Source organism: Streptomyces sp. JH002, from assembly GCF_050916115.1.
GTDB classification, from domain to species: domain Bacteria; phylum Actinomycetota; class Actinomycetes; order Streptomycetales; family Streptomycetaceae; genus Streptomyces; species Streptomyces xiamenensis.
In genome coordinates, this window is sequence record NZ_CP087989.1 from 5,681,038 (window position 1) to 5,706,040 (window position 25,003).

Below are 25,003 nucleotides of genomic sequence, written 5' to 3' on the forward strand. Positions count from 1 at the left end.
GCTAGCCGGCCGCCGCCGTGATGCGGGCGATCGCCTCGACGGTCAGGGCGCGGCCGTGCGGCTCCCTGGCCAGCGCCCGGTGCAGGGTCAGCCCTTCGATCAGCGCGTCGAGCTGCCGGGCCGTCGCCGGGTCGAAGTGCCTCTCCAGATGGACCCGGCTGCGCCGCATCCACTCATGGGTGAGTTCCCGGTAGGCGGGCCGGCGGGTGGCGAGGGTGTACAGCTCCTGGGTGAGGACGAGATCGCGGGGCCCGTCCTCCGACATGGTGTGCACCAGGTCGGCGATCGCCGCCCGCGCCGCGTCCCGGTCGGCGCAGCCGCCGAGATGGGCGTCGAAGAGCGCGACCATCCGGTCGGTGAACCGTCCGAACGCCTCCCGCAGCAGCTGGTCGATGCCGGTGAAGTGGTATGTCATCGACCCCAGCGGGACTCCGGCGCGGGCGGCGATCCTGCGGTGCGAGACGCCCGCGACGCCGTCCTCGGCGATGAGATCGAGCGTCGCCGCGATGATCCGCTCGCGCCGCAGCGGGTCCGTGTGTCCGGTGGCCATGGTGGTGATCGGCCGGCTCAGAGATTCCGGACCGGGCGGGCCGGGTTGCCGACCGCGACGACGTTCGCCGGCACGTCCTTCGTGACGACCGCGCCGGCGCCGATGACCGCGTTGTCCCCGATGGTCACCCCGGGCAGGACGATCGCGCCGCCGCCCAGCCACACGTTGTCGCCGATGGTGATCGGGCGGGCGGCCTCCAGCTTGTCGCGCCGGGGCTGGGGTTCCAGCGGGTGGGTGGGGGTGAGCAGTTGGACGTTCGGCCCGATCTGGCAGTCCGCCCCGATGGTGATCGCCGCGACGTCCAGGGCGGTGAGATTGAAGTTGGCGAACGTGCGCGGGCCGATGGTGATGTTGCTGCCGTAGTCGACGTACAGCGGCGGTGTCAGGTGGGCCTCCTCGCCCAGGGAGCCCAGCAGTTCCTCCAGGATCGGCCGGGCGGCGACCACGTCCTCGACGTAGGCGGCCTGGTAGCGGGCGGCCAGCCGTACGGCCCGCTGGTGCCGGCGGGCGATCTCCGGGTCGTCGGCGATGTAGAGGTCACCCGCCTCCATGCGTTCGAGGTTGCTGCGGGGGTCCTGGGCGAAGTGGTCCGTGGCCATGCGGACGATCGTACGCTCCCGAGCGTACGGCCGTACACTCCCGCCGTGTGAGAACGTGGCCCCGACGGGATACCCGCCCACCCCGGAGGACGGCTGTGTCAGGAGCGGTGCCGCGAACGGCGGCCTCCTCAGGGGGCTATGCCAAGGGCCGGGCCCGCCGCGAGCAGATCGTGGCGGCCGCCGCGCAGGCGTACACCGAGACCGGCTACCACGGCGCCTCGCTGCGCGAGATCGCCAAACGGGCCGGCATCAGCCACGCCGGACTGCTCTACCACTTCCCCCGGCGCGAGGCCCTGCTGGCGGCGGTGCTGGAACGGCGCGACGCACAGGACGCACAGCGGGTCGGAACGCCCGTGCCCTCCCCGATGGACATGGTGCGGCATCTCCTCGACCTGGCTCATCACAACGCACGCCACCCGCCGATCGTCGAGCTCTATGTCCGCCTGGCGGCCGAGGCGTTCGCCCCCGACCACCCGGCGCACGACTACTTCACGCGGCACTACGCCCAGGTACGCGCGTTCGCCAGGACCGCGCTGGAGGAACTGGACGCCGCCGGGCGGTTGCGGGAAGGCGTCGACCCCGCCACCGCGGCGGTCGGCCTGGTGGCCCTCATGGACGGCCTCCAGGTGCAGTGGCTGACCAGCCCCGGCGAGATCGACATGGCCGGCACCCTGCGCTTCTTCATCGAGCGGCTGCTGCGGGCACCCGAGGGATCGCTCGGGCCGCCGGACGCGAGCGGAGCAGCACCGCCAGCGCCGCCGCCGCGGTGATCACCTCACCGGCCGCCAGCGCGATCCACACCCCCAGGGTGCCGGTGCCCCCGAGAACCACCACCAGCGGCACCTTGACCAGCACCAGGGCGCCGACGGACAGCAGATAGGCGGGTCGTGGCCGGCCCAGCGCCTGGAAGTACCCGGCGGCCAGCGGAGCGACCCCGGCCACGGCCTGGCCGATGCCGATGACGCGCAGCCCGTCCCGCGCGACCGCCGCGGTCGCCGGATCGTTCAGGAACAGCCCCACCAGCGGTTCCGCCGCGACCACCAGCACCGTCGCGGTGACCACGCCGTACAGCAGCGAGCCGCGCAGCGCCAAAGTACGGGCCCGGGCCACCCGTTCCGCCAGGCCGCGCCCCGCGTTGTAGCCGACGATGGGCTGCAGGCCCTGGCTGATGCCGGTGTGCGGCATCATCGCGAACGTCTGGAGGCGGGCGCACACGGCGTACGCGGCCAGCGCGGTGACCGCCCCCGCCGCGGCCAGCGTGGTGTTGACCAGCACCGCCAGCAGCGTCACCCCGGCACCCGCGAGGAAGGACGGCAGCCCCAGGCCCAGCAGCCCGCGCAGGGTGCCGGCGTGCGGGCGCAGCTCCGAAACCCCCACCCGGTAGGGGCGGTCGCGGCGGCCGAAGAAGAACCACAGGCTCATCGCGGCGGACACCGCCTGGCCGCCGACGGTGCCCAGCGCCGCGCCCCGCACCCCCATGCCCAGGCCGAAGATCAGCAGCGGGTCGAGGGTGATCTGCACGGCCACCGGCACCACCCACAGCAGCGTCGAGAAGCCGATCCGGCCCTCGGCGCGCACCAGTCCGGAGAAGCCGGTGGAGACCACCGCCCCGCACAGCAGGATCACCGCGTACGCGTGGGCGTCCTCGCGCAGCGGCCCCCGCGCGCCGAGCAGGGTCAGCAGCGGGTCCAGGAAGACCAGTCCGAGGACGGTGGTGGCCAGGGCCACGGCCCAGAAGAGGGTGAAGGCGTTGCCGGCGGCCCGGGCGGCGGCCCGGGGGTCGCCCGCGCCCAGCGCGCGGGAGATGAGGGAGGCGCCGCCGGCCCCGACGGTGGTGGACACGGCGCCCAGCAGGAGCAGCAGCGGCGCGACCAGGTTCACCGCTGCCATCGCCTGATCGCCCACCCCGCGGCCCACGAACCAGGCGTTGGTCAGGGCGTAGACCCCGTAGACGCCGACCGAGGCGGTGGTCTGGGTGCAGGTGTGCCACAGCAGCCGGCCCACCGGCCGCTCGGCCAGCCGGGCCGCCGCGTCGCTCTGTCCCTTCACGGTCCGGTGCGGCCGAACAGGGCCATGGCCTCGGTCAGTCGCTCGCGCGCCCAGTCGTACTGGCGGGTGTCGGTGTGGCCGCGGTAGTCGGTCTCGATCACCATGACGAGCACCAGGTACAGGCAGTACAGCCAGCGCCGCCAGGTCTCGTTCTCCGTGAGCGGGCCGTGTCCGTAGCCGCGCAGGAAGGCCGTGGAGTCGCCGAAGGCGGGCAGTTGCGTACCGGTGAAGCCGGCCTCGATCAACGGGTCGCCCCAGAAGGCCCGTTCGTGGTCGATGACGCACACGATCCGGCCCTCGCGCACCATGACGTTGCCGCCCCACAGGTCCCACTCCACCAGGCGCGGCTCGACCACCGCGTCCAGGGCCGGGGCGTACTCGGTGAGCACCGCGCGCACGGTCGCGTACGGCCGTCCGAGGTCCACCGCCCGCCGCTCCCCGTCGGCGAGGACGTCCTCGAACATGCCGGTGAACACCCGTCGCCAGCTGGCGTCGCCGGGGCCGGCCAGCGGGCCGAAGGCGGTGCCCCGTACGGAGTTCAGCTCGCGGTTGGCGGCGCCCAGCCGCTCGTGGTAGGCGTCGCGTTCGGCGGCGGGCAGGCGGTCCTCGATGACGCCGAGGTTGTCGGCGTCGATGAACGGCATGAAGAAGTAGTCCGCGTCGCACAGTTGGTGGCCGCGGTCGGCGAAGTCCACGGCGGGGACCGGGACCCCGGTGTGCTTGCGGATGAGTTCCAGCGCGGCGAGTTCGGTGCCCATCGCGCCGCGCTCGTAGGTCAGTACCTCCACCCCGGGCGGTGGGGCGATCTTCAGGACGACCTCGGCGCCGTCCCGCAGGCGGATCCGGTAGGCGACGTTGAACCAGCCGTGTCCCAGCTCCCGGGCCCATCCCTCGCCGTGCGGGACGCGCTCGGGGCCGTAGGCGCGCTCGATCATGGCCCGCAGGACGGCGGGCGGCTGGCGGTTCTTCGTGATGCTCTCCACGGCGAGATTTCTACCAGGTGGTTGGAATTGCCACCAGGTCCCGTACGGGCGCGATCTCCCGCCCCGCTCAGCGATGTTGCGGCAGCCGGGCCGCCCCCCGGGCGCGCCGCGCGCCGACCCTTGACCCGGACCACGGCCCTCCCTACTCTCCGCCTTCATGGGTGAACAGCGTCCACGTATGGAGACAACCGTCTGATGAGCAGGCTCACCATCACCGCCGTACGGCTGACCCCGATCCTCGTGTCCGACCCCCCGCTGCTCAACACCCAGGGCGTCCACCAGCCGTACACCCCCCGCCTGGTCGTCGAGGTGGAGACCGCGGACGGGGTCACCGGCCTCGGCGAGACCTACGGGGACACCACCTACCTCCGGCTCGCCCGCCCGCTCGCCGACGCCCTGCCGGGGCACCGCGTCAGCGACCTCAACGCCCTCTTCGCCCTCGCCGACCGCGTCTGCGGCGACGCGCCGCCCGCCACCGGCGCCGCCACCCTGGACGTCGGCGGCCAGCGTGGCGTGCTGACCGCCGACAAGTTGCGGCTCTCCGTCGTCTCCGCCTTCGAAGTGGCCTGCCTGGACGCCCTCGGCCGCACCCTCGGGCTCCCCGTGCACGCCCTGCTGGGCGGCAAGGTCCGCGACAGCGTCGACTACAGCGCCTACCTCTTCCACCGCTGGGCCCGCCACCCCGACGGCGTCCCCGGCGAACCCGACGACTGGGGCGCCGCGCTCGACCCCGCGGGCATCGTCACCCAGGCCCGCCGCTTCGCCCGCGAGCACGGCTTCACCTCCTTCAAGCTCAAGGGCGGGGTCTTCGAACCCGACCGGGAGATCGCCGCCGTGCTCGCCCTCGCCGAGGCGTTCCCCGGCATGCCGCTGCGCCTGGACCCCAACGGCGCCTGGTCCGTGGAGACCTCCCTGTACGTCGCCGGCCGGCTGCGCGGCGTCCTGCAGTACCTGGAGGACCCGGCCACCGGCACCGACGCGATGGCCCGTGTCTCCGCCGGCACCGACATCCCGCTCGCCACCAACATGTGCGTCACCACCGTCCCGGAGATCCGTGAGGCGTTCACCCGGGACGCCGTCCAGATCGTGCTCTCCGACCACCACTACTGGGGCGGACTCCAGCGCACCAGAGAACTGGCCGCCGTCTGCCGTGCCTTCGGCGTCGGGGTGTCCATGCACTCCAACACCCACCTGGGCATCAGCCTCGCCGCGATGACCCAGGTCGCCGCCACCGTCCCCCACCTCGACTACGCCTGCGACAGCCACTACCCCTGGCAGCGCGAGGATGTGATCACCACCCGGACGCGCTTCCGCGACGGCCGCGTCACCGTCTCCGACACCCCGGGCCTGGGCGTCGAACTCGACCGCGAGCGGCTGGCCGCACTGCACCGCCGCTGGCTGGACGAGAGCACGTACGGCCGCTACCGGGACCGGGACGACGCCGCCGCGATGCGGGTCGCCGACCCCGGTTGGCGGCCCCCCTCCGTACCGCGCTGGTGAGCGGCCACGCCGCACACCGGCACGGCCCCCGTCAGCCGTGCGGCGCGCCGGTGACCGGCACCGCGATCCGCCGATCCTCCCCGAACCCCGACGCGCCGGCCCACTCCATCCGGCACCAGGGGAGGGCGAGTTCGGCCGCGGTGGTGACCCTCCGGGGGGCGAGGCGCTCCAGCGGGGCGGCCTCGCGGTGCCGGCCGAAGACCGTGTCGACGTACCGGTGGCCGGTGTCCGCGGCGATGAAGACCACGGTGCGTTCCGGATTGTGGCGGTGCTCCCAGCGGGCGGCCAGATACGCGGCGCCGGAGGACAGGCCGGCGAAGACCGCGTGCCGGCGCAGCAGATCGACGCTCCCGGCCAGGGCGGCGTCGAAGGCGGTCCAGTGCACGGTGTCGTAGCTGGTGTGGGAGACATTGCCCATCGGGATGGAGGAGCCGATCCCGGCGATGATGATCTCCGGGTCGGTCACCCGCTCGCTGCCGAAGGTGACACTGCCGAACGGCTGCACGCCGACCAGGCAGAGGTCGGTGCCGCGTTCCCTGAGATACCGGGCCAGCGCCCCGGTGGAGGCGCCGGACCCGACGCCGCCGACCAGGGTGAGCGCCTGCCCCGGTGTCTCCTCGGCCACCGACGCGGCGACGGCCCGGTACCCGAGGTAGTGGATGTCGTCGTGGTACTGGCGCATCCAGTGATAGGCGGGGTGTTCGGCGAGGATCTCGCGGACGCGCCGCACCCGCCGCCTCTGGTCGAGTTTGAGGTCGTCGCTGGGCGGCATCTGCTCCAGATGGGCGCCGAGGACGGCGAGTTGGGTGCGCAGCGCCTCGTCGATGGTGGTGGAGCCCACGATGTGACAGCGCAGGCCGTGGCGGTGGCAGGCGAGGGCGAGCGCGTAGGCGTAGATGCCGCTGGAGCTGTCCAGCAGGGTGTCGCCGGGCCGTACGGTGCCGCGCTCCAGCAGCTGCCGCACGGCGGCGAGGGCGGAGACGACCTTCATGGTCTCAAAGCGCAGGCAGATCAGTCCGGGTTCGAGGCGTATCAGGTCGGGTGCGCCGATCGCGTCGGCGACGTGCTCGTGCATGCGTGCTCACCTTCTCGTTCTCCGGGTCCGGCGTGCTCGCGGACGTCGTGAAGATCCGGGTGGGGGTCAGGCCCGTGCGCTCCAGCCGGTGGAGGCAGCGGCGTATCCGTGGTCGCAGGCGGGGGAGAGCGGGGTCGAAGAGCACTCCGGCGACATTGCCGCTGTGCGCGATCTGTACGCCCGCCGCGCCGGTCTCGGCCGCGATGGCCTCCAGCAGCGGGAGTTCCTCCTTGGTGAGCAGTCGCTGGTGGAGGCGGGCGCTCGCGGTGCAGACCCGGCCGAGCAGCGTGGTGTCGGCGGTGGTGACGGCGCGACGCAGCAGGCCGCGCAGTCTCTCGTACGTGGTCACGTCCTCGTGGAGGTAGGCGTCGGTGGGCAGGGCCAGGGTGTCGACCGGTGCGCCGCCGCCGGTGGCGCAGCCGACGACCACGGCCGGCGGCAGCGCCGTGCCGAGCACTTCGAGGACGCGTCCCTCGCGCTGGGCGAACAGGACGGGGGCCCGCCCGTCGTCGAGCATGAGGGGGTCGCAGGCGTGCTCGGCGGCCACCGCCAGCCGGGCCACCTCGGGCGCGGTCAGCGCGACGCGGTAGCCGGCGGCCACCGCCCGGATGGTGGCGATGATGTCGCTGGTGGACGAGCCCATCCCCAGGCCCACCGGGACGGCGCCGCGCAGCAGCAGCCGGCCGCCGCACGGGCTCCGTCCGGTCCGGCGGGCGCACTCGGCGATGGCCGAGGCCGCCGCGCGCAGCGCCTTGACCCGGTCCGGGGGGTGGACGGTGAGCCGGCCGGCGGGGTCCTCGGGGCACGGGGTGAACTCCGCGCGGCTGCCCAGCGCGTCCGTGGCGGGCAGCGAGAGGGTGACCAGGCCCAGCGAGGTCCGGCCGGTCCGGTCGCGGAAGGCGCCCTGGAGGATCTCGCCGTGGTGGCAGGGGGCCTTCCCGGTGCCGGCGGAGGGGATCACGCGGTGGCCCGGTACCGGTACAGCACCGTGGGCTCGGCGCTGAACTGGGAGAAGGGGAAGGGCTCCGCGGACAGCGCGGTCACCCCGTTGCCGAGGAAGGCGCGGGCGACGGCGCTGCCGCTCTGCGCGTAGACCACCAGCGGGACGCCGCGTTCCCGGCAGCGGCCGAGGATGGTGTCGAAGGAGCCGTTGCCCAGGGTCATCCCGGTGGCGACCACCGCGTCGGCGCAGCCCAGGACCTCGTCCATGGAGTCGGTGACGGGCTCCTGCCACTGGGTGGTGCGCAGGTTGAAGTCACAGGGCAGGCAGACTCCGCCCCGGTCGCGGATGGCGGTCACCAGCGGGTTGACGACGCCGATCAGGGCGACCTTGGCGCCCTCGGGGATGTCCAGCAGTCCGGCGATGGCCGTGTCCCGGGCGCGGGCGCGTTCCTCCGGCGTTCCCCGGGGGAGGGCGACCGGCTCGGCTGCCGGGTCCTCGCGGTGCGGTGACGCCTCGGCGAGGAGGGCGTCGAGGGCCGCCAGCCGCAACGGGCGCGGGACGTCCTCGCCGAGCAGGGCGCGGAGCGGGGCGCCGGTGTACCGACGGCACAGCGCCGGGTCGGTCTCGCCGTCCTCGACGGCGCAGGCGCCGAACGACCCGCCGCTGCGGACGAGCAGATACTGGTTGAGGTAGGTGGTGTCCCCGCCGGAGAGCCGGGTGCCGTGGTGCAGCCAGAAGACGGCGGTCGCGGTGGGGGCGGCCGGGCCGGCGCCGGTCGTGCCCGCCAGCACGGCGCGGCGCAATTCCTCGACGGTGGCGGGCGGCGCGGTGGGCCGGGTCATGCGGCGGGCTCCTGGCGGTCGGCGGCCGGGAGGGTGAGCCGGAAGAGATAGGTCAGTACCCCGTCCCGCCAGTCGTGGCGCAGGGTCACCTCCGGGCGGAAGCCGAGGGATTGGGCCTGCCCGATGATGGCGCGCAGGTCGGCGGTGTTGGAGGCGATGAGGTGGATCTCGCCCCCGGCCGCGAGCAGGTCGCCCTCGGCGAGCCGGCCGAAGAAGGCGGCCAGCAGCGGGGCGCCGACGCACACGTTGCGCACCACATCGGGGTCCTCGCTCACCCGCCTGCTGACGGCGGGCGGGTTGAAGGTGATGACATCCAGTCGGGTGCCGGGGGGCAGCGCGTCGAACAGGTCGGAGACGAGCGGGTGGAAGGTGGTCCCCGGACGGTCCCCGACGAGCCGCTCGTAGTGCCGCCGTGTGGTGGCGACCGACTCCGGGTGGATGTCGAGCGCGTAGATCTCGCGGGCGCCGCGCTGCCCGGCCGCCACGGCCTCGACGCCGAGGCCCACGCCCATGGCGGCGTAGCGGCGGCCGGCCACCTCGATACGGCCGTCCAGGATCCGCTCGTGGATCATGCGGCTGGTTTCCCCCGGCTGGAAGACGCCGGGCGGCAGGTCGAACGTCCAGCCGTTCCAGGTGTGCCGGCGGGTGGTGTGGAGGTCGGCCCTGGGCTGGTTGAGGGCGATGATCCGGTCCGCCGGCAGGGGCGGGGGAAGCTGATCGGCGAACGCCGGTCCTGGTGCCGGGTGATCCACGAGGTCTCCCTTGGTAGCGGAGTGGTCGCACTCCGATGACCGTGCGAGTATTACAAACGATTTTCATTTCTGTCTAGAGTTGCCCCTGGCCCCAACCGCCCCCCGTGGCACGGGAGTAGACCTCAGGGCGGGTGCCGGTGTCGCTGCCTGCCGACCGGCGGTCGCGGACGCACGGTGGGGCCGTACTCCCGGAGAGCGGAACCGTTCCGTCGGCCGTGGCCCGTCACCGGGCGGCGGTGGACGAACGGCTCATCCTCCGACCCGCACGACTGACCGCACATCAGGCCGCTCCGACCCTCAAGGAGGCACCACCGTGGCCGGTCCCCCCGCGTCCATCCTGGAACCCGTCACCGCCGACCGCCCGCGGTCCGTGCTGCGCGAGGTCTCCTTCCTGCGGCTGTGGGCGGGCTCGACCGCCTCCGGCCTGGCCACCTGGGCGATGCCCTTCATCCTCGGCCTCGCGGTGCTGCACAGCGCCATCACGCCCACCGCGCTCGGCCTCGTACTGGCCGTACGCACCGTCGGCTTCCTGATCGCGGTACCCGTCGGTGGTGTCCTCGCCGACCGCTGGTCGCGCCGCTCCGTCGTGCTGTGGTCCTCGCTCGCCGCCGCCGTCGCCACCCCCGTACTGGCGATGTCCCTGGGGCGTTCGGTCGCCCTGATGGCGGTGGCCGGCGCGGTGATCGGCGCCGGGCAGGGCGCCTGCCGGCCGGCCTTCCAGGCCCTGACCGCCGAAGTCGTGCGGCCCGGGCGGCGCCAGCAGGCCAACGCCGCGATGACCCTGGCCGTCCGCGTCACCACGCTGGCGGGGCCCGCGCTGGCCGCACTGCTCGCCACCGTGCTCGATGTACCCACGCTGCTGCTGGGCAGTGGCGTGCTGTGGCTGGCCGCCGCCCTCCTGCCGCCCGGGGGGAAACCCGCCCCCGCCCCCGCCCCGGAGGGGGCCGAGCGGCCCGGATTCGCCGCCGAGTTCGCCGACGGCGTGCGGGAAGCGCGCCGCCACCCCTGGTTCCTGGGCGGTCTCGTGGCGCTCGCCGCCGTCATCGCCACCGGATACTCGGCCACCGGAGTCGTTCTGCCGATGGTCAGCCGGGACCGCTACGGCACCGAGGCCGTCCTCGCCACCGCCGTCACCGCCTACACCGCCGGGGCCCTGCTCGGCGCGCTGCTCATCGCCCGCTGGCGCCCCCGCTCCCGGGGCTGGGCCGCGCTGGCGGCCCTGGCCTGCTACGGGTTCGCCCCGCTGAGCCTGTGGCTGCCGGGGCCGGTGGCCCTGGTGGTGCTCGCCTATGCGGTGGCGGGCGTCGGCATCGAACTGTTCAACGTCCCCTGGTTCACCGCCATCCAGCGCGAGGTGGAACCGCGACGGCTGGCCAGGGTCTCCTCGCTCGACTTCATGGTCTCCTACGGCCTGGCCCCCGTGGGCCTGGCCCTGATCGCCCCCGCCGTCGACGCCTTCGGGCCAGGACCGGTGCTGGGCCTGTGCACCCTGGTGTGCTTCCTGGTCCCGGCGGGCGCGGCACTGGTGCCCACCGCGCGCCACTTCTCGCGCGGCGGGGCACGGTCCACTCCGGAAGCGGCTGCCTGAGGGGGCGTGCGCCGCGCGGGCCCCCGCTCCACGGCTGCCGTGAAGGTCCCCTCGACCGCGACCGTTTGACGAAACGGGCGCAGCGCACAACACTGATACGACAATGATTTCCATTATCGACAGATTGCGTGAGCCCCAGGGGGACCTCACCGTCCGCCCGGACCCCGGGCCCACCGGCCGGCGCCTCGTCCTCCCCGTCCTCGCCCTGCTCGCCGTGCTGATCGTCTCGGTGGTCGTGGCCATCGGTCTCGGTCCCGCCGCCATCTCACCCGCGGACACGACCCGTTACCTGTGGGCCGCGCTCACCGGCGGCACCGTCCCCGCCGAGAACCTGACCGGCTACCAGATCATCTGGGAGGTCCGCACCCCCCGCGTGCTGCTGGCCGTCGTCGTCGGCGCCGGCCTCAGCGTGGTCGGCGTCGCCGTACAGGCCCTGGTACGCAACGCGCTGGCCGACCCGTTCGTCCTGGGCGTCTCCTCCGGCGCCTCGGTCGGCGCGGTCGCCGTCATCGTCCTCGGCGGTTTCGGCGCCTTCGGCGTCCACGCCCTGTCGGCCGGCGCCTTCGCGGGTGCGCTGGCCGCCTCCGCCCTCGTCTACCTGGCCTCCTACAGCCGCACCGGACTCACCCCGCTGCGCCTGGTCCTGACGGGGATCGCCCTCGCCTACGGCTTCCAGGCCGTCATGAGCGTCATGGTCTACCTCGCCCCCGACGGCGAGGCCACCCACACCGTCCTGTTCTGGACGCTGGGCGGGCTCGGCGCCGCCACCTGGGGCTCGCTGCCCACCGTCGCGGTGATCGTCCTCGCCGGGGCCTTCGTCCTGCACCGCCACTCCCGGGCCCTGGACGCCATGGCACTGGGCGACGAGACGGCCGGCAGCCTCGGCGTGGACACCACCGCCCTGCGGCGCGGCCTGTTCGTCATCACCTCCCTGATGACCGGCGCGATGGTCGCGGTCAGCGGGGCGATCGGCTTCGTCGGCCTCGTCATGCCGCACCTGGTCCGCATCCTCGTCGGCGCCCGCCACGCCCGGGTGCTCGTCCTCGCACCGCTCGTCGGCGCCGTCTTCATGGTCTGGGCCGACCTCGTCGCCCGCACCCTCGCCGCTCCGCGCGAACTTCCCCTCGGCGTCATCACGGCCCTGGTCGGCGTCCCGGTGTTCATCACCCTGATGCGCCGCAAGGGCTACGTCTTCGGAGGCCGCTGATGACGCTGCGACTCGACGCGCTGGGGGTCGACAGAGATGGCCGCGCCCTGGTCCGCGACCTGTCCCTGGATGTGGGGAGCGGCCAGATCGTGGGCCTGGTCGGACCCAACGGCAGCGGCAAGTCCACCGCCCTGCGCTGCGTCTACCGGGCGCTCGCCCCCACCACCGGCGCCGTATGGCTCCACGACCGCGAGCTGACCACCTACACCCGCCGCGAGAGCGCCCGGCACATCGCCGCGCTCACCCAGGAGAGCGGATCCGAACTCGACTTCACCGTCACGGAGATCGTCGCCCTCGGCCGCTCCCCCCATCTGCGCGGCAACCAGGCACTCGGCCCGCGCGACAGGGAGCTGTGCCACCGCGCCATGGCACAGCTCGATGTCCTCCACCTCGCCGACCGGGGCGTCCTCACCCTCTCCGGCGGCGAACGCCAACGCGTGCTCGCCGCACGCGCCCTGGTCCAGGAACCCGACGTCCTGGTGCTCGACGAACCCACCAACCACCTCGACATCCGGCACCAGATCGACCTGCTCACACTGCTGCGCCGCTCCGCCCTCACGGTCGTGATCGTGCTCCACGACCTCAACCTCGCCGCCGCCGTGTGCGACCGCGTCGGCGTGCTGGCCGACGGCGCCCTGGTCGCGGCCGGCACACCGGGCGAGGTGCTCACCCGCGCACTGGTGCGCACCGTCTTCGGCGTCGAGGCCACCGTCGTCCCCCACCCCCTGACCGGCCACCCGCAACTCCTCTACTCCCTGGGAGCCCCCGCATGACCCGACGCCTGCGCGCCGCCGCCCTCGCCGCGGCCGCCCTGCCCCTGGCCGCCTGCGGCGCCGATGTCGCGACGGACGACGGCTCCGGCGCCACGGCGGTGACCGTCCCACGCTGCGGCGAGGACGTGACGTACCAGCGCCCCGAGCGCGCCGTCGTCTACGAGGCGGGCAGCGCGGACAAGATGTTCGTCCTGGGCCTGACCGACCACGTGCGCGGCTACGTCATGCCGCCCGCCAACCCGCCCGTGGAGGAGTCCCCGTGGGCCTCCGAGTACGCGAAGGTGGAGATGCTCAGCGACGACCTGCTCAACCGGGAGCTGGTGGTGGACGCCGGAGCGGACTTCGTCGTCGCCGGCTGGCGCTCGGGCTTCAGCGACGAGCGCGGCATCACGCCCGAACTCCTGGACACCCTGGGCATCCAGAGCTTCATGCACAGCGAGACCTGCTACAACTACCCCCAGTACCCGGTGGACTTCACCCCGATCGAGGGGCTGTACCGGGACCTGGAACTGCTGGGGCGGATCTTCGGCGCCGAAGACCGCGCCGAGGAGGTCGTCGCCGGGATGCGCGAACGCGTCGCGGCCGTCGAGGAGGCGGCCCCGGCCGGCCGCGCGCCCCGCGTCTTCGTCTACGACTCCGGCACCGACCAGCCGTTCACCTCCGGCAACCAGGCCCCGCCCCACGAGATCATCGAGACGGCCGGCGGCGAGAACGTCTTCGCCGATCTGACCGACCGGTGGACCACGGTGGGCTGGGAGGCGGTCGTCGACGCCGACCCCGAGGTCATCGTCATCCTCGACTACCAGGACAGCCCGGCCGAGGAGAAGATCGACTTCCTGCGCTCCTCCCCGGTGACCCGCAACCTCCCGGCCGTGCTGGCCGGCAACTTCTACATCCTCGACTACAACGAGGCCATCAGCGGCCCCCGGATCATCGACGGGGCCGAGGGCTTCGGCGCCTACCTCCGCGACCTGTACCCGACCGGCGCCGACAGCTGACCCACCCGCACGGACCGGCCCGGGGCACCAAAGCCCCGGGCCGGTGGGCACGACGACAACACCGCCGGTCCGGCGCGTCCCTTCCGTGGCCGTCGCGACACCGCCGCGGCGCAGGCCGGGATCAGGCGCCGGCCGTGCCGCCGGTGGGTGGCAGCCCGGCCAGCAGGGCGCGGCGCGAGGCGCGGACGTGCTCACGCATGACGTGCTCCGCGCTGTCGCCGTCCTTCTCCAGGATCAGTTCGAGGACGTGGTGGTGCTCGCGGTCGGACTGGCGGGCCCGGCCCGGCCGGCTGAGGGAGGTGGTCACCAGCCGGGAGTACGCCAACTGGTTCATCAGCGTGCGGTAATGGGCCTCCAGTTTGCTGTTGTCCGCCCCGGCGATCAGCAGATCGTGGAACTCCTGGACGAGTTCGGCGTACCGTTCCCGGTTGTCCCGCTCCACCGCGTTGTCCGCCTCGCGCAGGTTGCGCTCCAGCAACTCGATCTCCGCGACCCGGCCGCGCTGGGCGAGCAGGCGGGCGGCGGCGCCCTCCAGCAGTTCCTTCATCTCGAAGAGTTCGGTGATCTCACGGCGGGACGGGGCGGTGACGAACGTGCCGACCCGGGGCCTGATCTCGACCAGGCCCTCGGTCTGAAGCTGTTTCAGGGCCTCGCGCACCGGTGTGCGGCTGACACCGAACTCCTCCGCGAGGGCCAGTTCGGCGAGCGGTGACCCGGGTCCGATGTCGCCCCTGATGATGCGATGGCGCATCTCGGCGACCACCCGGGCCTGTACCGACCCGTTCTTCGGTCCGCTCTGTCCGCGATTCACCGATCTCATCCCTGTCGTCTCCCGAGCCGGCCGCCGGTCATCGGTCCATCGGTCACCGGTCATCCCAGCGGGGCGAGCGCGCCCCCGTCGAAGAACTTACCCGCGCTGTACACCATGGGCGGCCACTCGGCGACATCGGCGTGCACCACCCGGCAGATGAAGATGGTGTGGGTACTGGCCTGGAGCCGTTCGCGGATCTCGGCCTCGACCCTGGCGCTGCTCGCGGCGAGCAGCGGGCTGCCGAACGGACCGCCCTCCCAGTTCACCTGGCGGAACTTGTCGTCGGACTTGCCGGCGAAGACACCGACGACGTCCAGCTGCTCCGTGGAGAGGATGTTGATGGCGAGATGACCGGCACGGAAAAGGCAGTCGTGGGTGGAGGAGGTCCGCTGAACGCACACCATCACGGTGGCCGGGTCGAGGGAGATGCTGGAGAACGCGTTGACCGCCAGACCCCGGGGAGTCTCGCCGTCCATGGTGGTCACGACCGTGACCCCGGTGACGAACTGCCGGTTGACCTGCTTCATCACATCGATGCCGGGGGCGGCGGCGAGTGCGGTCATGGCGGTGCTCCTTGTCGTGGTCCGTGCCGTGGTGGCTGTGGTGGTGGTCGTCGCGCGTGCGGGGGCAGAAGTCGTCATCGGGCGCGTCAGTCCTGCCCCACCGGGAAGACGCCGAGCGCCGTCAGCAGTGCGCGCGGGTCCCAGGTGACGTACTCCTCGGCGATCCGGTCGCCCTCGAAGCGGGCGAAGGTGGCGCCGGCGACACGGACGCGCCGCCCGGTGGCGGGGACGCCGAGGAAGGGGTTCTCGTGGCAGCCGGTGCTGTGCCAGCGGATCGCCGCCCGGTCCCCGTCCAGCAGGATGTCGTCGATGGTGGTGGTCAGATCGGGGAACGCGGCCCGGGTGCCGAGGATCGCCGACTTGAGGGCGTCCAGGTGCTGCGGCTGCGGGTCGCTGCCGTAACGGAGGTAGTCCGGCGCGAGGAGCGCGCCGAGGGCGTCCACTTCGCCACGGCCCCAGGCGGCGGCCCACGTCGTCTCGATCAGGTCGCGGCGGGCGTTACTGTCCGGCATCAGCCTTCTCCTTCTCTTCTTTCTTCAGGTCCGCGCTCGGCCGGGCGCCTAGGTCCCCGCTCAGTTCCTTCCAGAAGGACACCGTCAGTGCGGCGATGACCACGAGGAACGGCAGGGACGTGACGATGACGGTGTTCTGGAGGCCGTTCAGTCCGCCGGCGAGCAGCAGGGCGACGGCGGTGACCCCGGTGATGGCGCCCCACAGGATGAGGACGGAACGGCGCGGGGTGAGCGATCCGTCGGAGGTCATCATGCTCAGCACATAGGTGTTGGAGTCCGCACTGGTGACGAAGAAGATCACCACCAGCAGGATGGCCACGGCCGAGGTGAGGCCGGCCAGCGGAAAGTGGTCGAGGGTGGCGAAGAACGCCGTATTGAGGTCGGCGGCGGTCTGCCGCGCGATGTCGCCGCCCCGGTACAGGTCGACGTGGATGGCCGTGCCGCCGAAGACCGTGAACCAGGTGAAGAACGCGGCGCTCGGGACGACCAGGACACCCGAGATGAAACCCCGGATGGTGCGGCCCCGGGAGATGCGGGCGAGGAAGATCCCCACGAAGGCTCCCCAGGAGACCCACCAGGCCAGCATGAAGTAGGTCCACAGCTGCATCCACTCCAGCCCGCCGAACGCGCTTCCCTGGAGGCTCATCCGGAAGAAGTCGCTGGCCCACAGGCCCAGGGACTCGGTGTAGAGGTTGGCGATGAAGGCGGCGGGTCCCACGATCAGCATGAAGGCGACGAACGCGATCGCGAGTACCGTGCTGATCTGGCTCAGGTACTTGATGCCCTTGCTGATCCCCGTCACCGCCGAGATGGTGAACAGGGAGGTCAGGGCGGCCACGATGAGTACCTGGCTCACCGAGTTGACCGGGACGCCGAACAGGCTGCCGAGGCCGTTGTTGAGCTGGAGGGCCCCCAGACCCAGGGAGGTCGTGGTGCCGAACAGGGTGGAGAAGACCGCCAGGATGTCGATCGTCTTGCCGATCGGGCCGTTCACCCGGTCGCCGAGCAGCGGCACGAACAACTGGCTGACCAGGGCGCGGCGGCCCTTGCGGTGCGTGGCGTAGGCGATGGCGAGGCCGAAGACGGCGAAGACCGCCCAGGCGTGCAGGCCCCAGTCGAAGTAGGAGTACTGGAGGGCGCGGGCCGCCGCGGCCGGGGAGTTCGGCTCGGCGAGGCCGTGCGGCGGGTCGGCGAAGTGCGAAATGGGTTCGGCGACTCCGTAGGAGATCAGTCCGATGCCCATGACGGCGGCCAGCAGCATGGCCAGCCAGGTGGCCGTCGAGAACTCCGGGCGGTCACTGTCCTCGCCGAGCCGGATCGAGCCGGCCCGGCTGAAGGCCAGGAACACCAGGAAGATCAGGATACCGAGCGTGACCACCAGATAGGCCCAGCCGAAGGTCTCCGTGACCCAGCCCAGCGAGGTCGAGGTGACCTTGTTCAGGTTCTCGGTGAACAGTGCCGCCCAGGCGACGAACACCACCGAGATGCCGATGGAGGTCCAGAAGACGGACCCGAGCCGGGCGCGGCCACCGCGCTCCGGGCCGGCTCCGGCGTCGCTTCCCGGCGGTTCCACGGGTGTCATCTCCGCACCCGTTCGAAGGTGACTGGACATGAGGCTCCTTGAGTCCGCAGGGTCACCAGCTTCGCCGCTGGCATGCAAGCAGCAGTAATGCATGTCACCCATCACGGGTCAAGGGGTACGGCGAAATGAATCGGAAACAGTCCACCTGACCGGAGAAACCCCTGCTAAAGCCCGCAGGTGCGCTGAACGGGGAGAGCGAGCCCTTCAGTGGAATGCTCTCTTTGGCACGGCTCTTGACCGGGAGAAGACGTATGCCTATCGTCCTGTGGCATGCAAGAGCGCATCCCGGATCGCCCGGACCACTCCATCGGTCTCCGCAAGCTCGTGCTCTACCGCGACGTGGTCGTCACGGAGGCCGGCCACACCCCGGACCGGCCCGCCCGGCGGGCCAGCGTCGCCGCCGTCATCACCAACCCGTGGCTGCACGGCGGCCCCCGGACCGACCTGTCGAAGGAACAGGCCCGCATCGCCCCGGTCCTCGCCACCCTGCTCACCGACCGGCTCGTCGCCGCGCTGGGCCCGGTGGAGGAGATCGAGGCGTTCGGCAAGGCCGCCGTGGTCGGTACCGGTGGCGAGATCGAGCACGCCGGCGCGCTCATCCACACGCCCTACTTCGGCAACCTGGTACGGGAGTTCCTGGCCGGTGAATCGATCATCTGCTTCGCCGACACCCGCGCCGAGGCGGGGGAGACCCTGACCGTCCCCCTGTGGCACAAGACCCACGCGGCGACCCGCAGCCACTACCAGACCATCAGCGCCCGGGTGCCCGACGCCCCGCGCGCCGACGAGATCGTCGTCATCGCCGCCGCGTCCACCGGACCCCGGCCGCACCCCCGCATCGGGGACCGCACCACCGACCGCACCGTCACCGCCGCAAGCCTGGAGGCCACACCGTCATGAACGTCCGCAAGATCGTGACCGTCGTCGAGGAGATCCGCACCGAGGGCGGCCGGGAGGTCGCCACCCCGGCCAAGGTCGCCGTGGTCGCCGCCGTCATCGCGAACCCGTGGGCTGGCCGGGGCTTCGTCGAGGACCTGGCCCCCGGCATCGACGCCCACGCCTCCGACCTCGGGGCCCTGCTGGCCCCGGCGGTGCTCGAAGCCCTCGACGCGCCCGCCGAGGCATACGGCAAGGCCGCCATCGTCGGCCTCGACGGCGAGATCGAACACGGCTCCGCCCTCATCCACACCCTCAAGTTCGGCGACCACTTCCGCAAGGCCGCCGACGCCACCACCCTGCTGCCGGCCGTCGAGAAGCGCGGACCCGCCGGCGTCCTCTTCGACATCCCGCTCAAGCACATCACCGACGCCACGATCCGCTCCCACCACCAAAGCGTCGAGGTCCGGATCTCCGACGCCCCCCACCCCGGCGAGATCGTCGTCGCCCTCGCCGCGGCCGCCCAGGGGCGCCCGCAGCAGCGGCTGGCACCGCTGGCGACCGAACGATAGAGGCGACATGAGCAAGCCGACGCTGGTGCTGCTGCACGGCGTCGGGCTCGACCACACCATGTGGGAGCCCGCCGCCGTGCTCCTGAACGACCGCTTCACCGTCCTCGCCCCCGACCTGCCCGGCCACGGCACCCGCCCGCCGGTCCGGGACGGGATCACCCTCGCCGAACTGGCCGACGACATCGCCGCCACCGTCCCCCCGGGCGCGCACCTCGTGGGATTCTCGCTCGGCGCGCTCGTCGCCCAGCACCTGGCGCTCCACCACCCCGGCCGGGCCGCCACCCTCACCTCGGTCAGCTCGGTGTGCCGACGCACCCCGCAGGAACGGGCCGCCGTACTCGCCCGGCTGCGCACCGCCGAGACCGACGGGGCGGCGAGCGCCGCCGCCTCCCTGGAGCGCTGGTACGCGGGCACCGGCGTCGGCCCCGAAGCGGTGGCCCGCACCGAGGCCGTGCTGCGGGCCAACGACCACGGGTCCTTCCTCGCCTGCTACCGGGTCTTCGCCACCGCCGACGCCGAACTCGCCCCGCGCCTGGGCGAGATCACCGTCCCGGCGCTGGCCGTCACCGGCGAGGACGACCCGGGGTCCACCCCCGCCATGACCCACCGGCTCGCCGCCGCGCTGCCCGACTGCCGCGCGGTCATCGTCCCCCGCGCCCGGCACATGCTGCCCGTCCAGCGTCCGCGGGCGTTCGCCGACGCCCTGACCCACTTCATCGGAGAGCGCGCCCATGTCTGAACTCACCACGCTCCAGCACCTCATCGGCGGGGAACGCGTCCAACCCGCCTCGGGGGAGACCTTCGAGAGCACCAACCCGGCCACCCGCCAACCCCTGTACCGGGCGGCGCGCGGCAACGCCACGGACATCGACCGCGCCGTGGCCTCCGCGACCGCCGCCTTCGAGGACCCGCGCTGGCGCGACCTCAGCCAGACCCGGCGCGGACATCTGCTGCGACGGCTCGGCGACCTGATCGCCGAGCACGCCGAGGAACTGGCCCGGATGGAGACCCTGGACAACGGCAAGCTGCTGCGCGAGATGCGCGGCCAGCTGGCCACCCTCCCGGAGTACTACCACTACTACGCCGGACTCGCCGACAAGATCCACGGCGACGTCATCCCCACCTCGGACCGGCGGGTGCTCAACTACACCACCCGCGAACCGCTGGGCGTCGTCGGGGCCATCACCCCGTGGAACTCGCCGCTCACCCTGACCAGCAGCAAGCTGGCCCCGGCCCTGTGCGCCGGCAACACGGTGGTCATCAAGCCCTCCGAGTACACCTCCGCCACCGTCCTGCGGCTCGCCGAACTCGCCCTCGAAGCCGGATTCCCGCCGGGCGCGGTCAACGTGGTCACCGGCTTCGGCGCCGAGGCCGGAGCACCCCTGGTGGACCACCCGGGCCTGGCGAAGATCTCCTTCACGGGCAGCACCGCCACCGGATCGCGGATCGCCTCCGCAGCCGCCGGCCGGTTCATCGGCTCCACCCTCGAACTCGGCGGCAAATCCCCGAACATCGTCTTCGAGGACGCGAACATCCCCAACGCCGCCATGGGCGTGGTGGCCGGCATCTTCGCCGCCGCCGGACAGACCTGCATCGCCGGCAGCCGCGTCCTCGTCCACCGCGCGGTCCACGACGAACTGCTGGAACGCGTCACCGAACGCGCCCGGGCCATCCGCATCGGCGACCCGCTGGAGGAGACCACGGAACTGGGCCCCCTGGCCTTCGCCGAACAACGGGACAAGGTGGCCGGCTACGTGGAGCTGGGCCGCGAGGAAGGCGCCCGGGTGCTCACCGGCGGACGCGCCACCGACGGCGGCCTCGGCGGCTACTTCTACGAACCCACCATCCTCGTGGACGTCGACAACAGCATGCGGGTGGTGCGCGAGGAGATCTTCGGCCCCGTGCTCGCGGTCCTGCCCTTCGACACCGAGGAGGAGGCCGTCCGGATCGCCAACGACACCGAGTACGGGCTGGCCGCCGGAGTCTGGACCACCAGCCTCTCCCGCGCCCACCGGATGGCCGACCGCCTGGAGGCCGGCACGGTGTGGGTCAACACCTACCGGGCCATGTCGCCCATGTCCCCCCGGCAGGGCTTCAAGACCAGCGGCGTCGGTGTCGAGCACGGCACCGAGACCATCAAGGAGTACACCCGGCTCAAGAGCGTGTGGATCAACACCGGCGAAGAGCCGGTGGCCGACCCCTTCACCCTGCGGAGCTGACCGTGCCCCAGGTCACCGTCACCCTCGCCGAGGGCCGCACCCCCGAGCAACTCCGCGCCCTGATGCACGAGGTGCACGGCGCGGTCCTGCGCACCACCGGCACCCGACCCGAGTACGTCCGGGTCGTCGTGCACGAAGTCCCCCGTACGCACTGGGCCACCGGTGACGTCACCCTCACCGAGCTGGACGCCGCCGGACGGGACCCGGCCGACCCAGCGGAAAAGGAGCAGTGATGAGGTTCTCGTTGTTCGTCCACATGGAACGCCAGGACGAGGAGGTCAGCCACCGGCAGCAGTTCGAAAGCCTCGCGGAGCTGGCGCTGATGGCGGAGGCCGGCGGCTTCGGCACCGTGTGGATCGGGGAACACCACGCGATGGAGTACACCATCTCCCCGAGCCCGATGCCGCTCCTGGCCTACCTCGCGGCCAGGACCTCCACCATCCGACTGGGTGCCGGCACCCTCATCGCGCCCTTCTGGAACCCCATCCGGGCCGCCGGCGAGTGCGCGCTGCTCGATGTCATCAGCGACGGCCGCATGGAGGTCGGACTCGCCCGGGGCGCCTATCAGTTCGAGTTCGACCGGATGGCCGGCGGGCTCTCCGCCCGGGACGGGGGCAAGCACCTGCGCGAACTGGTGCCCGCCGTACGAGCCCTGTGGCGCGGCGACTACGCGCACGACGGCGAGATCTGGCAGTTCCCCACGGCGACGAGTGTGCCGAAGCCGGTGCAGCGGCCCAACCCGCCCATGTGGATCGCCGCCCGCGACCCCGACTCGCACGACTTCGCGGTGGCGCAGGGCTGCAACGTCATGGTCACCCCACTGATGAAGGGCGATGAGGAAGTCGCGGCTCTCAAGGGGAAGTTCGACACAGCCGTGGCCAACCACCCCGAAGTGCCCCGCCCCGAACTGATGGTGCTGCGGCACACCCACGTGCACGCCGCCGAGGACACGGACGGCTGGCGCCCGGCGGCCGAGGCGATCAATCGCTTCTACCGGACCTTCGACGCCTGGTTCGGCAACAGCACCACCCCCGACAACGGCTTCCTGGCACCCAGCCCCGAGGCCAAGTTCGCGGAGCGGCCCGAGTTCGCCCCCGAGGCGCTGCGCCGGACGGCGATGATCGGCACCCCGGCCGAGGTCATCGAGCGGCTGCGGAGCTACGAGGAGCTGGGGGTCGACGAGTACAGCTTCTGGATCGACACCGGGCTGTCCCACGAGGAGAAGCGCGCCTCACTGGAACTGTTCATCAAGGAGGTCGTCCCGGCCTTCCGGTGAGCCGGCACGGGACCGGGGCCGGATCCGTGGCCCCGGTCCCCGGGCGTCCCTCGCCATGGCCGGCGCCGGGCGCGCGGATGCTTGACGGCGGCGCACCGGGTCATTACCTTCACCGGCGGTTCGGTGCCGCGCACCTTGTCCTGCGCACCGAACGTCCGGTGCGGGCCGGCGCGCCCGCGCGCATCACTTCCGTCGCTCGGAACGGTGGAGCCCGCACAGTTTTGGGAGCGCTCCCAAAACTGACCGGTCCGGACGGCCGTACGCCGCACCGGTCCACGCCGACGCCGAGGAGAGAGAAACATGGCGTTACGTCCGAACGAGCCGGGAAACACAGGCCAGGGGTCACCGAGCAGGAGGGCCGTGCTGGCCGCGCTCGGGGCCTCCCTGCCGCTCGCCGCCGCCACACCAGCCGTCGCGGCGGCCAGGGACACGGGTCCGGTGTCCGCCGCCGATGCCGTGGTCTCGCCCGCGGCGGAGCGGCAGATCATCAAGGGCTTCGGCGGCATGAACCACACCGTGTGGATCAGTGATCTGACGCCCGAGCAGCGGAACACCGCCTTCGGCAACGGGGAGGGACAGCTGGGCTTCTCCGTGCTGCGCATCCCCGTGCACGAGGACCGGGCGAACTGGAGCCGCGAGGTGGCCACCGCCCGGCGCGCGATCGAACACGGGGCGACCGTCATCGCCTCCCCGTGGAATCCGCCGCTCCACATGACGGAGACGTTCGTGCGCGGCGGCCAGACCAACGCCCGGCGGCTGCGGTACGACATGTACGGCTCCTACGCCCAGCACCTGAACGACTTCCACCAGTTCATGAGAGGCAACGGCGTCGAGCTGTACGCCATCTCGGTGCAGAACGAACCCGACTACGCGCACGACTGGACGTGGTGGACCGCCGCCGAGCTGGTCCGCTTCCTGCGGGAGAACGCCGGCTCGATCGGCACACGGATCATCGCGCCGGAGTCCTTCCAGTACGTGAAGAGCATCTCGGACCCGATTCTCAACGACCCGCAGGCCCTGTCCAACCTGGACATCCTCGGGGCACACCTCTACGGCACGCAGTCCCAGAACTTCCCCTACCCCCTCTTCAAGCAGCGGGGCGCGGGCAAGGAACTGTGGATGACGGAGGTGTACCACCCCAACAGCAGTGATTCGGCGGACCTGTGGCCGCAGGCGCTGGATGTCGGCGAGCACATGCACCGGGCGCTGGTGGACGCGGAGTTCCAGGCGTACGTGTGGTGGTACATCCGGCGGGGCTACGGGCCCATGCGGGAGAACGGGACGATCAGCAAGCGCGGCGCGAGCATGGCCCACTTCTCGAAGTGGATCCGCCCCGGCCACCGGCGGATCGAGGCGACCTCCCAGCCCGCGCCGAACGTCTACGTCTCGGCCTACAAGGCGCCCGACTCCCGGATCACCGTCGTCGCCGTCAACAAGGGCGGCGCGCCGGTGAGCCAGCGGTTCGTGCTGGAGAACACCACCCGCTCCAGCGTGCTGTCCTGGGTGACGGACGCGGGTCGCACCCTCGCCGCCCAGGGTGGTACGGGCCTGTCGAACGGCTCCTTCACGGCCACGCTCCCGGCCGCGAGCATCACGACGTATGTGACCCAGTAGCGGCCCCGGCGCGAGACCCCTCCCCCTCCCGGCGTGACACCGCGGCGCCCCACGACCCTCGGCCGGGTCGTGGGGCGGTCGGAGAACACGGCCCGGGGGCCGGTCACAGCCCGCTCGCCGGCGTTCCTGGGCATCGGCATCGCCGTGGGCAGCGAACCGGGCGCTGAACGGCGGCCCGGCTTCCACCGGGCTCCGATCCCCGGGAGAATGATCGGGCTGATCATCACGGGGGAGGCGGATCGGATGGAGTCGGTGCTGGTCAACATCGCGATCGGGCTGGTCACCAGCCTGCTCGGCGGCGGTTTCGTCTGGCTGTGGGAGCGGGCCAGACGGATGCGCGCCGTGAACCGGCGGGCGGCCTTCTTCGGCGTGCGCCCCGGCCAGGAATGCCTCATCGTGCTGGGCAGCAAGTACAACGCACCCGGCACCGCCCACTTCCGGGACGTCCGGACCGCCGTAGAACTGGCCCTGTTGGCAGGCGAGTTGGACTGCCGGCTCGACGTACAGCCCGGCGATTTCCGGGGAAGCAACGGCGACCGCACCGAGTTCTGCGTCGGCGGCCCGGCAGGGGACTCCAACATCCGTACGGGGGGCCACCTCGCCGCGTACCTGCCCGGCGTGGTGATCCACCCCTACGACGAGACCCGCCCGGACTCCCTGGCCTTCGAAGTCGGCGGCGAGACCTACCTGTTCGACAAGGGACGCCAGGAATTCGCCCTGGTCGCGAAATTCACCCCGTCCGAATCCAGCCGCCCGGTGGTGGTGATATGCGGTCAGAGCCCCATGACCAACCTGGCGGCCATCCACTTCCTGCGCCGGCGATACGCCGAGCTGGCCGGAGAACTGCCCTCGACCGAGCGCTTCTGCCTGCTGATCAGGATCTCCGACATCGCCACCTATGAATTCCACCGGGCGGAACTGGAACGGGAGGTCTCGGCCACGGCCTTCGCACCCTAGATGAGCGAGTCCGAGGTCTGGGCCGGCCGTGACCACGGCGAAGGGCGTCCGCCGGCTTGGCCAAGGCGTTGTGCTCCGAATCGGGAGAACCGCCACTCGGGCCAGGCGAGGAAGGAGTGCGGAGTCCGGTTCGGCGGGACGGAAGCTCAGGCGGACCGGCCA

General features: G+C 72.2%; 26 protein-coding genes. 14 read left to right on the plus strand and 12 right to left on the minus strand.

Going from position 1 to position 25,003, the window contains the following annotated elements:
* Position 1: 1 nt before the first annotated feature.
* Both H7827_RS26060 and H7827_RS26065 read right to left on the minus strand, forming a co-directional pair.
* Positions 2-550 (minus strand): TetR/AcrR family transcriptional regulator, encoded by a 549-nt coding sequence (locus tag H7827_RS26060; protein ID WP_432747556.1) that lies wholly within the window; start codon positions 548-550, stop codon positions 2-4.
* 17 nt (positions 551-567) lie between these two features.
* The gene (locus H7827_RS26065; RefSeq protein WP_432747557.1) at positions 568-1,149 is read right to left on the minus strand and encodes a sugar O-acetyltransferase; all 582 of its coding nucleotides are present in this window, start codon (positions 1,147-1,149) and stop codon (positions 568-570) included.
* A gap of 107 nt (positions 1,150-1,256) precedes the next feature.
* Here H7827_RS26065 and H7827_RS26070 point away from each other — a divergent pair, with 107 nt between their 5' ends.
* Positions 1,257-1,919: a TetR family transcriptional regulator gene (locus tag H7827_RS26070; RefSeq protein ID WP_432747558.1), complete on the plus strand. Its 663-nt coding sequence runs from the start codon at positions 1,257-1,259 to the stop codon at positions 1,917-1,919.
* Here H7827_RS26070 and H7827_RS26075 read toward each other — a convergent pair.
* Entirely contained in the window at positions 1,831-3,198 is a 1,368-nt protein-coding gene (locus H7827_RS26075; RefSeq protein ID WP_432747559.1) for an MATE family efflux transporter, read from the minus strand. The genes H7827_RS26070 and H7827_RS26075 overlap by 89 nt on opposite strands.
* Positions 3,195-4,181 (minus strand): phosphotransferase family protein, encoded by a 987-nt coding sequence (locus H7827_RS26080; RefSeq protein WP_432747560.1) that lies wholly within the window; start codon positions 4,179-4,181, stop codon positions 3,195-3,197. The genes H7827_RS26075 and H7827_RS26080 overlap by 4 nt, the downstream gene beginning before the upstream one ends.
* Positions 4,182-4,376: 195 nt before the next feature.
* Between H7827_RS26080 and H7827_RS26085 the strand changes: the two genes are divergently transcribed.
* Positions 4,377-5,681, plus strand: a complete 1,305-nt coding sequence (locus H7827_RS26085; protein ID WP_432747561.1) for a glucarate dehydratase family protein — start codon at positions 4,377-4,379, stop codon at positions 5,679-5,681.
* Positions 5,682-5,712: 31 nt separating this feature from the next.
* On the opposite strand, the gene H7827_RS26090 is transcribed toward H7827_RS26085, so the two are convergent.
* The 4 genes from H7827_RS26090 to H7827_RS26105 are packed head-to-tail and all read right to left on the minus strand — an operon-like array spanning position 5,713 to position 9,293.
* A complete protein-coding gene (locus H7827_RS26090; RefSeq protein ID WP_432747562.1) occupies positions 5,713-6,756 on the minus strand; it encodes a pyridoxal-phosphate dependent enzyme in 1,044 nt (347 codons plus the stop codon).
* Complete coding sequence (locus H7827_RS26095) at positions 6,677-7,717, minus strand: GHMP kinase (protein ID WP_432747563.1); 1,041 nt, start codon at positions 7,715-7,717, stop codon at positions 6,677-6,679. Before H7827_RS26095 ends, H7827_RS26090 begins: the two co-directional genes overlap by 80 nt.
* Entirely contained in the window at positions 7,714-8,541 is an 828-nt protein-coding gene (locus tag H7827_RS26100) for a Rossmann-like domain-containing protein (protein ID WP_432747564.1), read from the minus strand. Before H7827_RS26100 ends, H7827_RS26095 begins: the two co-directional genes overlap by 4 nt.
* Complete coding sequence (locus tag H7827_RS26105) at positions 8,538-9,293, minus strand: methyltransferase (RefSeq protein ID WP_432747565.1); 756 nt, start codon at positions 9,291-9,293, stop codon at positions 8,538-8,540. Before H7827_RS26105 ends, H7827_RS26100 begins: the two co-directional genes overlap by 4 nt.
* A gap of 313 nt (positions 9,294-9,606) precedes the next feature.
* On the opposite strand from H7827_RS26105, the gene H7827_RS26110 reads away from it, so the two are divergent.
* The 4 genes from H7827_RS26110 (at position 9,607) to H7827_RS26125 (ending at position 13,859) form a co-directional block, all read left to right on the plus strand.
* Positions 9,607-10,881 carry an MFS transporter gene (locus tag H7827_RS26110; RefSeq protein ID WP_432747566.1) on the plus strand — a complete coding sequence of 425 codons (1,275 nt, stop codon included), beginning with the start codon at positions 9,607-9,609 and terminating at the stop codon, positions 10,879-10,881.
* Positions 10,882-10,984: 103 nt separating this feature from the next.
* The gene (locus tag H7827_RS26115) at positions 10,985-12,088 is read left to right on the plus strand and encodes a FecCD family ABC transporter permease (protein ID WP_432747567.1); all 1,104 of its coding nucleotides are present in this window, start codon (positions 10,985-10,987) and stop codon (positions 12,086-12,088) included.
* The gene (locus H7827_RS26120; protein ID WP_432747568.1) at positions 12,088-12,861 is read left to right on the plus strand and encodes an ABC transporter ATP-binding protein; all 774 of its coding nucleotides are present in this window, start codon (positions 12,088-12,090) and stop codon (positions 12,859-12,861) included. Before H7827_RS26115 ends, H7827_RS26120 begins: the two co-directional genes overlap by 1 nt.
* Positions 12,858-13,859: an ABC transporter substrate-binding protein gene (locus H7827_RS26125; RefSeq protein WP_432747569.1), complete on the plus strand. Its 1,002-nt coding sequence runs from the start codon at positions 12,858-12,860 to the stop codon at positions 13,857-13,859. The genes H7827_RS26120 and H7827_RS26125 overlap by 4 nt, the downstream gene beginning before the upstream one ends.
* 121 nt (positions 13,860-13,980) lie before the next feature.
* Here the strand turns inward: H7827_RS26125 and H7827_RS26130 are convergent, their stop codons facing one another.
* The 4 genes from H7827_RS26130 to H7827_RS26145 all read right to left on the minus strand — a co-directional run bounded on the left by H7827_RS26130 (position 13,981) and on the right by H7827_RS26145 (position 17,327).
* The gene (locus tag H7827_RS26130; RefSeq protein WP_432747570.1) at positions 13,981-14,670 is read right to left on the minus strand and encodes a GntR family transcriptional regulator; all 690 of its coding nucleotides are present in this window, start codon (positions 14,668-14,670) and stop codon (positions 13,981-13,983) included.
* 59 nt (positions 14,671-14,729) lie between these two features.
* Complete coding sequence (locus H7827_RS26135) at positions 14,730-15,233, minus strand: flavin reductase family protein (protein ID WP_432747571.1); 504 nt, start codon at positions 15,231-15,233, stop codon at positions 14,730-14,732.
* An 86-nt stretch (positions 15,234-15,319) separates the two neighbouring features.
* The gene (locus H7827_RS26140) at positions 15,320-15,745 is read right to left on the minus strand and encodes an ester cyclase (protein ID WP_432747572.1); all 426 of its coding nucleotides are present in this window, start codon (positions 15,743-15,745) and stop codon (positions 15,320-15,322) included.
* On the minus strand, positions 15,732-17,327 hold the full coding sequence (locus tag H7827_RS26145) for a BCCT family transporter (protein ID WP_432747573.1): 1,596 nt from the start codon (positions 17,325-17,327) through the stop codon (positions 15,732-15,734). The genes H7827_RS26140 and H7827_RS26145 overlap by 14 nt, the downstream gene beginning before the upstream one ends.
* 270 nt (positions 17,328-17,597) lie before the next feature.
* Between H7827_RS26145 and H7827_RS26150 the strand changes: the two genes are divergently transcribed.
* The 8 genes from H7827_RS26150 to H7827_RS26185 all read left to right on the plus strand — a co-directional run bounded on the left by H7827_RS26150 (position 17,598) and on the right by H7827_RS26185 (position 24,841).
* A complete protein-coding gene (locus H7827_RS26150; protein WP_386540858.1) occupies positions 17,598-18,227 on the plus strand; it encodes an amino acid synthesis family protein in 630 nt (209 codons plus the stop codon).
* On the plus strand, positions 18,224-18,775 hold the full coding sequence (locus H7827_RS26155; protein ID WP_200368276.1) for an amino acid synthesis family protein: 552 nt from the start codon (positions 18,224-18,226) through the stop codon (positions 18,773-18,775). Before H7827_RS26150 ends, H7827_RS26155 begins: the two co-directional genes overlap by 4 nt.
* A gap of 7 nt (positions 18,776-18,782) precedes the next feature.
* A complete protein-coding gene (locus tag H7827_RS26160) occupies positions 18,783-19,514 on the plus strand; it encodes an alpha/beta fold hydrolase (RefSeq protein WP_386540860.1) in 732 nt (243 codons plus the stop codon).
* Positions 19,507-20,994 carry an aldehyde dehydrogenase gene (locus H7827_RS26165; RefSeq protein ID WP_432747575.1) on the plus strand — a complete coding sequence of 496 codons (1,488 nt, stop codon included), beginning with the start codon at positions 19,507-19,509 and terminating at the stop codon, positions 20,992-20,994. The genes H7827_RS26160 and H7827_RS26165 overlap by 8 nt, the downstream gene beginning before the upstream one ends.
* A 2-nt stretch (positions 20,995-20,996) precedes the next feature.
* Positions 20,997-21,227 carry a tautomerase family protein gene (locus H7827_RS26170; RefSeq protein WP_030727537.1) on the plus strand — a complete coding sequence of 77 codons (231 nt, stop codon included), beginning with the start codon at positions 20,997-20,999 and terminating at the stop codon, positions 21,225-21,227.
* Positions 21,227-22,270, plus strand: a complete 1,044-nt coding sequence (locus H7827_RS26175; RefSeq protein ID WP_432747577.1) for an LLM class flavin-dependent oxidoreductase — start codon at positions 21,227-21,229, stop codon at positions 22,268-22,270. Before H7827_RS26170 ends, H7827_RS26175 begins: the two co-directional genes overlap by 1 nt.
* A 300-nt stretch (positions 22,271-22,570) precedes the next feature.
* Positions 22,571-23,884, plus strand: coding sequence for a glycoside hydrolase family 30 beta sandwich domain-containing protein (locus H7827_RS26180; RefSeq protein WP_432747578.1), 1,314 nt, complete (start codon positions 22,571-22,573; stop codon positions 23,882-23,884).
* A 33-nt stretch (positions 23,885-23,917) separates the two neighbouring features.
* Positions 23,918-24,841, plus strand: a complete 924-nt coding sequence (locus tag H7827_RS26185) for a hypothetical protein (protein WP_432747579.1) — start codon at positions 23,918-23,920, stop codon at positions 24,839-24,841.
* Positions 24,842-25,003: the final 162 nt, after the last annotated feature.

What these genes read in the sequence shown, in the direction of transcription:
- H7827_RS26060 (WP_432747556.1), bottom strand. Translation starts at nt 550, where the DNA reads ATGGCCACCGGACACACGGACCCGCTGCGGCGCGAGCGGATCATCGCG.
- H7827_RS26065 (WP_432747557.1), bottom strand. Translation starts at nt 1,149, where the DNA reads ATGGCCACGGACCACTTCGCCCAGGACCCCCGCAGCAACCTCGAACGC.
- H7827_RS26085 (WP_432747561.1), top strand. Translation starts at nt 4,377, where the DNA reads ATGAGCAGGCTCACCATCACCGCCGTACGGCTGACCCCGATCCTCGTG.
- H7827_RS26090 (WP_432747562.1), bottom strand. Translation starts at nt 6,756, where the DNA reads ATGCACGAGCACGTCGCCGACGCGATCGGCGCACCCGACCTGATACGC.
- H7827_RS26100 (WP_432747564.1), bottom strand. Translation starts at nt 8,541, where the DNA reads ATGACCCGGCCCACCGCGCCGCCCGCCACCGTCGAGGAATTGCGCCGC.
- H7827_RS26115 (WP_432747567.1), top strand. Translation starts at nt 10,985, where the DNA reads ATGATTTCCATTATCGACAGATTGCGTGAGCCCCAGGGGGACCTCACC.
- H7827_RS26120 (WP_432747568.1), top strand. Translation starts at nt 12,088, where the DNA reads ATGACGCTGCGACTCGACGCGCTGGGGGTCGACAGAGATGGCCGCGCC.
- H7827_RS26125 (WP_432747569.1), top strand. Translation starts at nt 12,858, where the DNA reads ATGACCCGACGCCTGCGCGCCGCCGCCCTCGCCGCGGCCGCCCTGCCC.
- H7827_RS26135 (WP_432747571.1), bottom strand. Translation starts at nt 15,233, where the DNA reads ATGACCGCACTCGCCGCCGCCCCCGGCATCGATGTGATGAAGCAGGTC.
- H7827_RS26140 (WP_432747572.1), bottom strand. Translation starts at nt 15,745, where the DNA reads ATGCCGGACAGTAACGCCCGCCGCGACCTGATCGAGACGACGTGGGCC.
- H7827_RS26145 (WP_432747573.1), bottom strand. Translation starts at nt 17,327, where the DNA reads ATGACACCCGTGGAACCGCCGGGAAGCGACGCCGGAGCCGGCCCGGAG.
- H7827_RS26150 (WP_386540858.1), top strand. Translation starts at nt 17,598, where the DNA reads ATGCAAGAGCGCATCCCGGATCGCCCGGACCACTCCATCGGTCTCCGC.
- H7827_RS26155 (WP_200368276.1), top strand. Translation starts at nt 18,224, where the DNA reads ATGAACGTCCGCAAGATCGTGACCGTCGTCGAGGAGATCCGCACCGAG.
- H7827_RS26160 (WP_386540860.1), top strand. Translation starts at nt 18,783, where the DNA reads ATGAGCAAGCCGACGCTGGTGCTGCTGCACGGCGTCGGGCTCGACCAC.
- H7827_RS26165 (WP_432747575.1), top strand. Translation starts at nt 19,507, where the DNA reads ATGTCTGAACTCACCACGCTCCAGCACCTCATCGGCGGGGAACGCGTC.
- H7827_RS26175 (WP_432747577.1), top strand. Translation starts at nt 21,227, where the DNA reads ATGAGGTTCTCGTTGTTCGTCCACATGGAACGCCAGGACGAGGAGGTC.
- H7827_RS26180 (WP_432747578.1), top strand. Translation starts at nt 22,571, where the DNA reads ATGGCGTTACGTCCGAACGAGCCGGGAAACACAGGCCAGGGGTCACCG.